The 7426-nt window shown below is 62.5% G+C and carries 8 protein-coding genes; 7 read left to right on the forward strand and 1 reads right to left on the reverse strand.

Features of this window, described 5'->3' with window-relative positions; translation table 11 throughout:
* Positions 1–390 precede the first annotated feature (390 nt).
* Positions 391–1155, reverse strand: a complete 765-nt coding sequence (locus BG60_RS10675; RefSeq protein WP_008351004.1) for a class I SAM-dependent methyltransferase — start codon at positions 1153–1155, stop codon at positions 391–393.
* Between the two features lie 103 nt (positions 1156–1258).
* On the opposite strand from BG60_RS10675, the gene BG60_RS10680 reads away from it, so the two are divergent.
* The 7 genes from BG60_RS10680 to BG60_RS36825 all read left to right on the forward strand — a co-directional run.
* Positions 1259–2065, forward strand: a complete 807-nt coding sequence (locus BG60_RS10680) for a helix-turn-helix transcriptional regulator (protein ID WP_008351005.1) — start codon at positions 1259–1261, stop codon at positions 2063–2065.
* 55 nt (positions 2066–2120) lie between these two features.
* Complete coding sequence (gene argH, locus BG60_RS10685; protein WP_008351007.1) at positions 2121–3524, forward strand: argininosuccinate lyase; 1404 nt, start codon at positions 2121–2123, stop codon at positions 3522–3524.
* A 143-nt stretch (positions 3525–3667) separates the two neighbouring features.
* On the forward strand, positions 3668–4597 hold the full coding sequence (locus tag BG60_RS10690) for a bestrophin family protein (RefSeq protein WP_008351010.1): 930 nt from the start codon (positions 3668–3670) through the stop codon (positions 4595–4597).
* Positions 4598–4703: 106 nt separating this feature from the next.
* Positions 4704–5309: a glutathione transferase GstA gene (gene gstA / locus BG60_RS10695; RefSeq protein WP_008351011.1), complete on the forward strand. Its 606-nt coding sequence runs from the start codon at positions 4704–4706 to the stop codon at positions 5307–5309.
* 231 nt (positions 5310–5540) lie between these two features.
* A complete protein-coding gene (locus BG60_RS10700) occupies positions 5541–6056 on the forward strand; it encodes a Csu type fimbrial protein (RefSeq protein WP_008351013.1) in 516 nt (171 codons plus the stop codon).
* Between the two features lie 68 nt (positions 6057–6124).
* Positions 6125–6532, forward strand: coding sequence for a hypothetical protein (locus BG60_RS10705; RefSeq protein ID WP_152563197.1), 408 nt, complete (start codon positions 6125–6127; stop codon positions 6530–6532).
* 391 nt (positions 6533–6923) lie between these two features.
* Positions 6924–7426, forward strand: a 503-nt coding sequence (locus tag BG60_RS36825; RefSeq protein ID WP_338152065.1) for a carbohydrate-binding protein, incomplete at its 3' end; no start/stop codon positions are given.

Below are 7426 nucleotides of genomic sequence, written 5' to 3' on the forward strand. Positions count from 1 at the left end.
GGTTTGCGTGCGCAGTGCGATAGCGATGTTAATAGCGAAGCACTGGCAGTCCCGCTTAACCGGTCGGCCGCGAAGCGGGCTGGAGCTGTTTGGTGCTGAACCAGTTCGTTGTGTGGTGCGATGTGGCAGACCGTGCGCGAGCCAAGCCGGGTGATTGTGATGAGGGCACTCCTTAGGCGAGTGCCACCTGGGACGAGAGAACTACCCAAATTGCGTGTGACCGCGGGCCTGAAAAGCTGCTTTCTTTGGTCACTTTCTTTGCAGCAGCAAAGAAAGTGACTGCCGCCCCGCACAGGGGCAACGCTAATAGACCGACGCGAATAAGGGATCCGGCGAAATCAACAACCGTTACCGACACGAACCCGAGGATCCACCGACATCCAACAATCTTCAACCACGCCGCTTCCCCTCCACCATCACCGCATCGAGCTCGAACGAGCAATCATCCTTCACGTTGAAATACTGCCGCACCTCATCCGGCGCGCTCGCCCACATCGATCTGATGGCCGTCACGCGCTCGGCCGGCGTACGCATCCGCGTCACCCACGACTCGAATTCCAGCGGGATGCGCCAGCGCTCGGCGATTTGCGCATCGAAACCGGCGGCATCGAGCATCGCGATCCATTCGTCGGCGCGATAGTCACGGATATGCGACGCATCGCGCAGGATTTCGATCGCCTGAATGTGCGTGTCGTAGAGCGGATCGTCGATGCCCGCGATATCGATGAACTTCAGCCGCCCGCCAGGCTTCAACACGCGATGCACTTCGGCAAGCGCTGACGAAACGTCGCGCCAATGATGCGCGCTCATCCGGCTCACGGCCCAGTCGAACGACGCATCCGCGAACGGCAGCGTTTCGGCCGCGCCCTGCTGCGTGCGAATCGTCGTCAGGCCGCGTTCCTTCGCGGCGGCTTCCACGGTCGCGAGCATCTGCGGGGCGATGTCGTACGCCACCACTTCGCGCACGTGCGGCGCGATCGCAAAGCTCGCGTGTCCCGCGCCGCATCCCATGTCCAACACGCGCGCGTTGCCGCAAGTGGCCGCGAACGTCGCGGAGAGATTCTGCAGATCCGCGCCGCTCGCATGGACGGCGCTCGTGAGATACGCGGCAGCGGTGCTGCCGAATGCGTCTGCGACCTGATCGTGGTGTTTCATCGTGGGCTCCGGTTTCGTCGTGGTCTTGTGTCGCTACAATAGAACCCGCTTTGTACCAGTACAAGTTGTGCAGTTATTCTGGTATGTACACCACCTGCCACGCATGAATCACATCGACAAGAACGAAACCCTCGCCGAAACGTCCGCGCACGCGCTTGGCGAGTTCATCCGCGCGCATCGCGAAAGGCTGTCGCCGCAAGCGGTCGGACTCGCGCCCGGCCCGCGCCGCCGCACGCCCGGCTTGCGCCGCGAAGAAGTCGCGCAACTGTGCGGCGTGAGCCCGACCTGGTACACCTGGATCGAGCAAGGCCGGCCCGTGTCCGCTTCCGCCGATGCCCTCGCGCGCATCGCCGTCGCGCTGCAACTGTCGCGCGCCGAACGTGCGTATCTTTTCGAGCTCGCCGCCCAGCGCGATCCCGCCGAGCCCGATCCGGCTTCGCAGGACGCGCCCGCCGCGCTGCTCCAGACCGTCGGGCTGATCGGCGCGCCCGCCTACGTGCTCGATCGTCAGTGGAACGCGCTGCGCTGGAACGAGCATGCGTCGGCGCTGTTCGTCGGCTGGCTCGACGGCGAGCACGACCGCAATCTGCTCACGTACACGTTCACGTCGCCGGCGGCGCGCGCGCTGATCGTCGACTGGGAAACGCGCGCGCGGCGTCTGGCGGCCGAATTCCGCGCCGATTCGATCCGCCATCTGAACGATGCGCCGACGCGCGCGCTCATCGACGATCTCTCCGCCGCGAGCGATGCCTTCGCGCGCTACTGGGCGTCGCAGGACGTGTTCGAGCGCGAAGGCGGCGAGCGCGCGTTCAATCATCCGTCGCGCGGGCGCGTCGTGTTCAATCAGATCACGTTCAAGCCCGCGCATCGCGAGGATTTGAAGCTCGTGATTCTGGTCGGATCGGAATAGTGCCGAATGTTAAAATTGTCGACTTCCCGAAGCCCGAACCGCTGAAAACATCACCATGACGTCCCAACTCCACAAAAAAGGCGAAGCCTGGTCGGCTCGCTTCTCCGAGCCGATGTCGGAGCTCGTCAAGCGCTACACGTCGTCGGTGTTCTTCGACAACCGGCTCGCGCTCGTCGACATTCAAGGCTCGCTCGCGCACGCGTCCATGCTTGCGGCGCAGAAGATCATCAGCGCCGACGACCTCGCCGCCATCGAGCGCGGCATGGCGCAGATCAAGGGCGAAATCGAGCGCGGCGAGTTCGAGTGGAAGCTGGATCTGGAAGACGTGCATCTGAACATCGAGGCGCGCCTGACGGCGCTGATCGGCGATGCGGGCAAGCGCCTGCACACCGGCCGCTCGCGCAACGATCAGGTCGCGACCGACATCCGCCTGTGGCTGCGCGGCGAAATCGACCGCATCGGCGAGCTGCTGAAGGAGTTGCGCGTCGCACTCATCGACATGGCCGAAAAGCATGCCGACACCATCATGCCGGGCTTCACGCACCTGCAGGTCGCGCAGCCGGTCACGTTCGGGCATCACCTTTTGGCCTATGTCGAAATGTTCTCGCGCGATGCCGAGCGCATGCGCGATCTGCGCCGTCGCGTGAACCGTCTGCCGCTGGGCGCGGCGGCGCTCGCGGGCACGAGCTATCCGATCGACCGTCACGCGGTCGCGGCGGCGCTCGGCTTCGACGGCATCTGCGCGAATTCGCTCGACGCCGTGTCCGACCGCGACTTCGCGATCGAATTCACGGCGGCGGCCGCGCTCGTCATGACGCACGTGTCGCGCTTCTCCGAAGAACTCGTGCTGTGGATGAGCCCGCGCGTCGGCTTCATCGACCTGGCGGACCGTTTCTGCACGGGTTCGTCGATCATGCCGCAGAAGAAGAATCCCGACGTGCCCGAACTCGCGCGCGGCAAGACGGGCCGCGTGAATGGCCATCTGATGGCGCTGCTCACGCTGATGAAGGGCCAGCCGCTCGCGTACAACAAGGACAATCAGGAAGACAAGGAGCCGCTGTTCGATACCGTCGATACGGTCGCGGATACGCTGCGCATCTTCGCGGAAATGGCCGCAGGCATCACGGTGAAGCCGCAGGCGATGCGCGCGGCCGCGCTGCAAGGCTTCTCGACCGCCACCGATCTCGCCGACTATCTCGTGAAGCGCGGCCTGCCGTTTCGCGACGCGCACGAAGCCGTCGCGCACGCGGTGCGTATCTGCGACGATCGCGGCTGCGATATCGCGGACCTGTCGCTCGACGCGATGCGTATCGAACTGCCGAACGTCGCGCATCTGATCGGCGAAGACGTGTTCGACTATCTGACGCTCGAAGGCTCGGTCGCGAGCCGCAATCATCCGGGCGGCACCGCGCCGGATCAGGTGCGCGCGGCGGCGAAAGCGGCGCGCGCGGCGCTCTGATCACATTGTCGCGTTGCTGATCTCGAAGGCCGTTCGCAAGGACGGCCTTTTCGTTTCCGCACGCGACGCCATGTCTCGCGCGCGATGCACCTTATTTTCGAGATAATCGGAAATTCATTGCGGTTTCACCGGCAAGCTCGTCCATGATCATTCGCCCCAAGCTCAACTGGTTCCGGCTGCTGTTCGTGTGGCGCGGCTCCGTGCTGCCGCAACTGCTGCCGCGCCTCGGGCTGATCTTCGCGCTGTCGCTCGCGGCGATCTTCATGCACGACCACATGCGGCACTATCCGCTCGGGCTCGGCACGCCGCCGTTCGCGCTCGTCGGCATCGCGCTCGCGGTGTTTCTCGGTTTCCGCAATAGCGCGAGTTACGAGCGATGGTGGGAAGGCCGCAAGCTGTGGGGCACGCTGCTCAACACATCGCGCGCGCTGGCGCAGCAGGCGCTGTCGCTGCCGGACAATCGCGACCGCGCTGAGGAGCGACGTTTTCTGTCCGCGCTCGGCGCGCTGCCTCACGCGTTGAGACATCAACTGCGCAACACCGACGCGCTCGCCGATCTCGCGCCCCGCCTCTCGCCTGAACTGCACGCACGCGTGGCCGCCGCGAAGTTCCGGCCCGCGCTGATTCTGCTCTGGCTCGGCGAATGGGTCGCCGAACGCAAGCGGGAAGACGCGCTCGACGGCTATGCCGTCCTCGCGATTCAGCACAATCTGAACGCGCTTTCGGATGTGATCGGCGGATGCGAGCGCATCGCCTCCACGCCGCTGCCCTTCTCCTACTCGGTGATGATTCACCGCACGATCTACCTCTTCTGCGTGATGCTGCCGTTCGGCCTCGTCGATGGCGCCGGCCTGCTCACGCCGCTTTTCGCGTTGCTCGTAGCGTATGCGTTCATGGCGCTGGAGGCGATCGCCGCGCAGATCGAAGATCCGTTCGGCCTCGAGGAAAACGATCTCGCGTTGAACGCCATCTGCGACGCGATCGAAGCCGCGCTGCACGACATGGCCGCCGACCCCGACTTCCCGATGCCGCCGAAGACCGTCGCATCCTCGCGCGATTTCATCCTCGATTGATCGCGGTTCGATCTTTCATCAAACGACACAATTCGTTTCGCGATAGCGGATGCTGCGCAAGCACGACATCGTTCATAATCGTGCGACTCATCCTGGAGGAATTGTTTTGAAACTGTTCTACAAGGCAGGCGCCTGTTCCCTCGCGTCGCACATCGCGCTCGAAGAATCCGGGCTCGCCTACGAAACCGAAGCCGTCGATCTCAAGACCAAGCTCACCGCGAGCGGCGCGGATTTCACCAAGATCAACGCGAAGGGTTACGTGCCCGCGCTCCTGCTCGACAACGGGGAACTGCTGACCGAAGGCCCGGCGATCATGCAATACATCGCCGATCAGGTTCCGGCGAAGCATCTCGCGCCGCTCAACGATGCGATGGCGCGGTACCGTCTGCAAAGCTGGCTCACGTTCATCGGCACGGAACTGCACAAGAACTTCTCGCCGTTCTTCAACCCGGCCGCAAGCAGCGACTGGAAGGCCGCGGCGATGGCCAATCTCGAACGCCGTCTCGCCTACGTCGCGCAGCAAGTCGATGACAAGCAGTTCCTGCTCGGCAACGAATTCAGCATCGGCGATGCGTATCTGTTCACGGTTTTGAGCTGGGCGAAGCATATCGATCTCGACCTCGGCAAGTGGCCCGCGCTCGTCGCGTATCAGGCGCGTGTCGGCGCGCGCCCGGGCGTGCAGGCCGCGCTCAAGGCCGAAGGACTGATCTGAATCCACGTCGTCTCCGGTAGCCAGGCGGCCTCCTTCGGGAGGCCGTTTTCACATGTAGCGTCGGCATCTCGATAAACGCGTCAGCACAATGCCATCCGGCGAAACCGCTCGTTTCACCATCTCAAATAAGAGTCGTCTCATTCAGTCTTAGACGCGCGCTCCCTATCATTTGCTCATGTTCTCGCGACGCCAAACGCAATCGGCGTCGTCAATCTGATACCGGAGATTCTCATGCGCAATCTGTTCAGCAAAGCCGCCGTCATCGCCATCGTTGCCGGCGCCGCCACGCTCGGCGTCGTCGCTTCGCCCAATGCAATGGCCGCCAGCAAGAGCGCGACCTTCGATGTCACGCTGACCGTGCAGGACGACTGCTCCATCGCCGCGAACCCGCTGAATTTCGGCAGCACCGGCGTGATCAGCAACAACCTCGATCAGACGACGACGCTCTCGGTCACATGCACCAAGGGCACGGCCTACAGCGTCGCGCTCGACGCGGGCACCGCGAACGGCTCGACTGTCGCGGACCGCAAGATGAGCAACGCGGCCGGCGATGCATCGGTCGAATTCAATCTGTATCGGGATACGGCGCGCACGCAGGTCTGGGGCAATACGGTGGACAGCGACACGGTCGCAGGCACGGGCGACGGCTCGAGCCAGAGCATCACGGTTTATGGCCGCGTGCCGTCGCAAGACACGCCGGCTGCGGGCACGTATTCGTCGACCATCACCGCGACGCTGGTTTTCTAAGCATTTCGGTTTCCTTTTTTCAAAGGCGCGGGGCTTTTTAGAAAGCACCCGCGCATATGCACTGTTGCATGGCGCGAAAAATCAATATCCCCTCGGGTCCATTCATGAAAAGTCACTCGCTCTACCATGCCGCATTCGCCGCCTTGATTGCGGCGGAAACGCTTGCTGTGTCTCCCGAAGGTTTCGCGAAAAGCGGCACGGCCAAAATGGACATCGCGCTGACAATCGAAAATGCCTGCTCGATCGTCACGCCCGGCGCACCTGTCGAAATCGATCAGGCAAGCCGCGTCGCGGTGAATTGCGGCGGGACCAAAACGCCGTATCGCGTCGGCGTCGAAGCGAGATCGGCTTCGGGTGAGGCGCTATCGTTGCAATCGATCGAGCACGCATCTCACGTCAAGGGCGCGGCGGCATCGACCAGTGTGTCCGGCAGCGAAAACTATCCACCGATCGTTGCCGTCACGGTTCAGTTCTGACGCACCGATACGCCGATATACCGGCCGGCGATTAAAGCGATCCCGCATACGGACCTGCGGCGCGTTTCATATTCGCATCGCTGCATGCATCAACGATCCATATCGCCGGAATGCCGATTGAAAATAACGGCCCGATGTCGAACTCACGACGTGCATATTCAAATCGACGGTGCCATATTTCGAAGCAGTATTCTTTGCGTCGCGTAAAAAGCACGCCTATAAGAAAACCAGAAGGAAAACTAATCATCAATTTCCAACTTGCTTAGTGGAGAAGCTTGGATTATCAATATATCCGCGTATAGGCGCTTGAAATGCGCGGCGTTTGAGGCAAACAGCTTGACAATGTAGAGAATCGAAACCAACCATAATCGAAACAAAGGAGGCCATTCTCATGAATCGCCTTGTTAAGCATTCCAAAATTAGCGCATTGACGCTGGCATTGCTGGTTGCCTATTCAGTCAGCGCCAATGGCGCCGAGTGGCAGGAAGGGACCACATATTCGGCAGGCGCCACCGTCACTTACAACGGCCACACGTATCAGGCGCTGCAATCGCATACCGCCTACCCCGGCGCGGGATGGACGCCTTCCACCACGCCGACGTTGTGGAAGGATCTCGGCGCAACGGGCGGCACGCCGACGCCGACTCCAACGCCGAGTCCCACGCCGACACCGACTCCAACGCCGACTCCAACACCGACTCCAACACCCACGCCAACGCCGACTCCGACTCCGACTCCGACTCCGACTCCGACGCCCACGCCGACACCGTCGGGCTCCGCGTGTTATGACGCGTGGTCGTCGACGCAGGCTTATGCGACGGCGGGCACGCGCGTGACGTACAACGGCCGCAATTATCGAAACAAGTGGTGGACGCAGGGCGAAAATCCGGCGCA

Source organism: Caballeronia zhejiangensis (genome assembly GCF_000698575.1).
In the GTDB taxonomy this organism is placed as follows: Bacteria; Pseudomonadota; Gammaproteobacteria; order Burkholderiales; family Burkholderiaceae; genus Caballeronia; species Caballeronia zhejiangensis.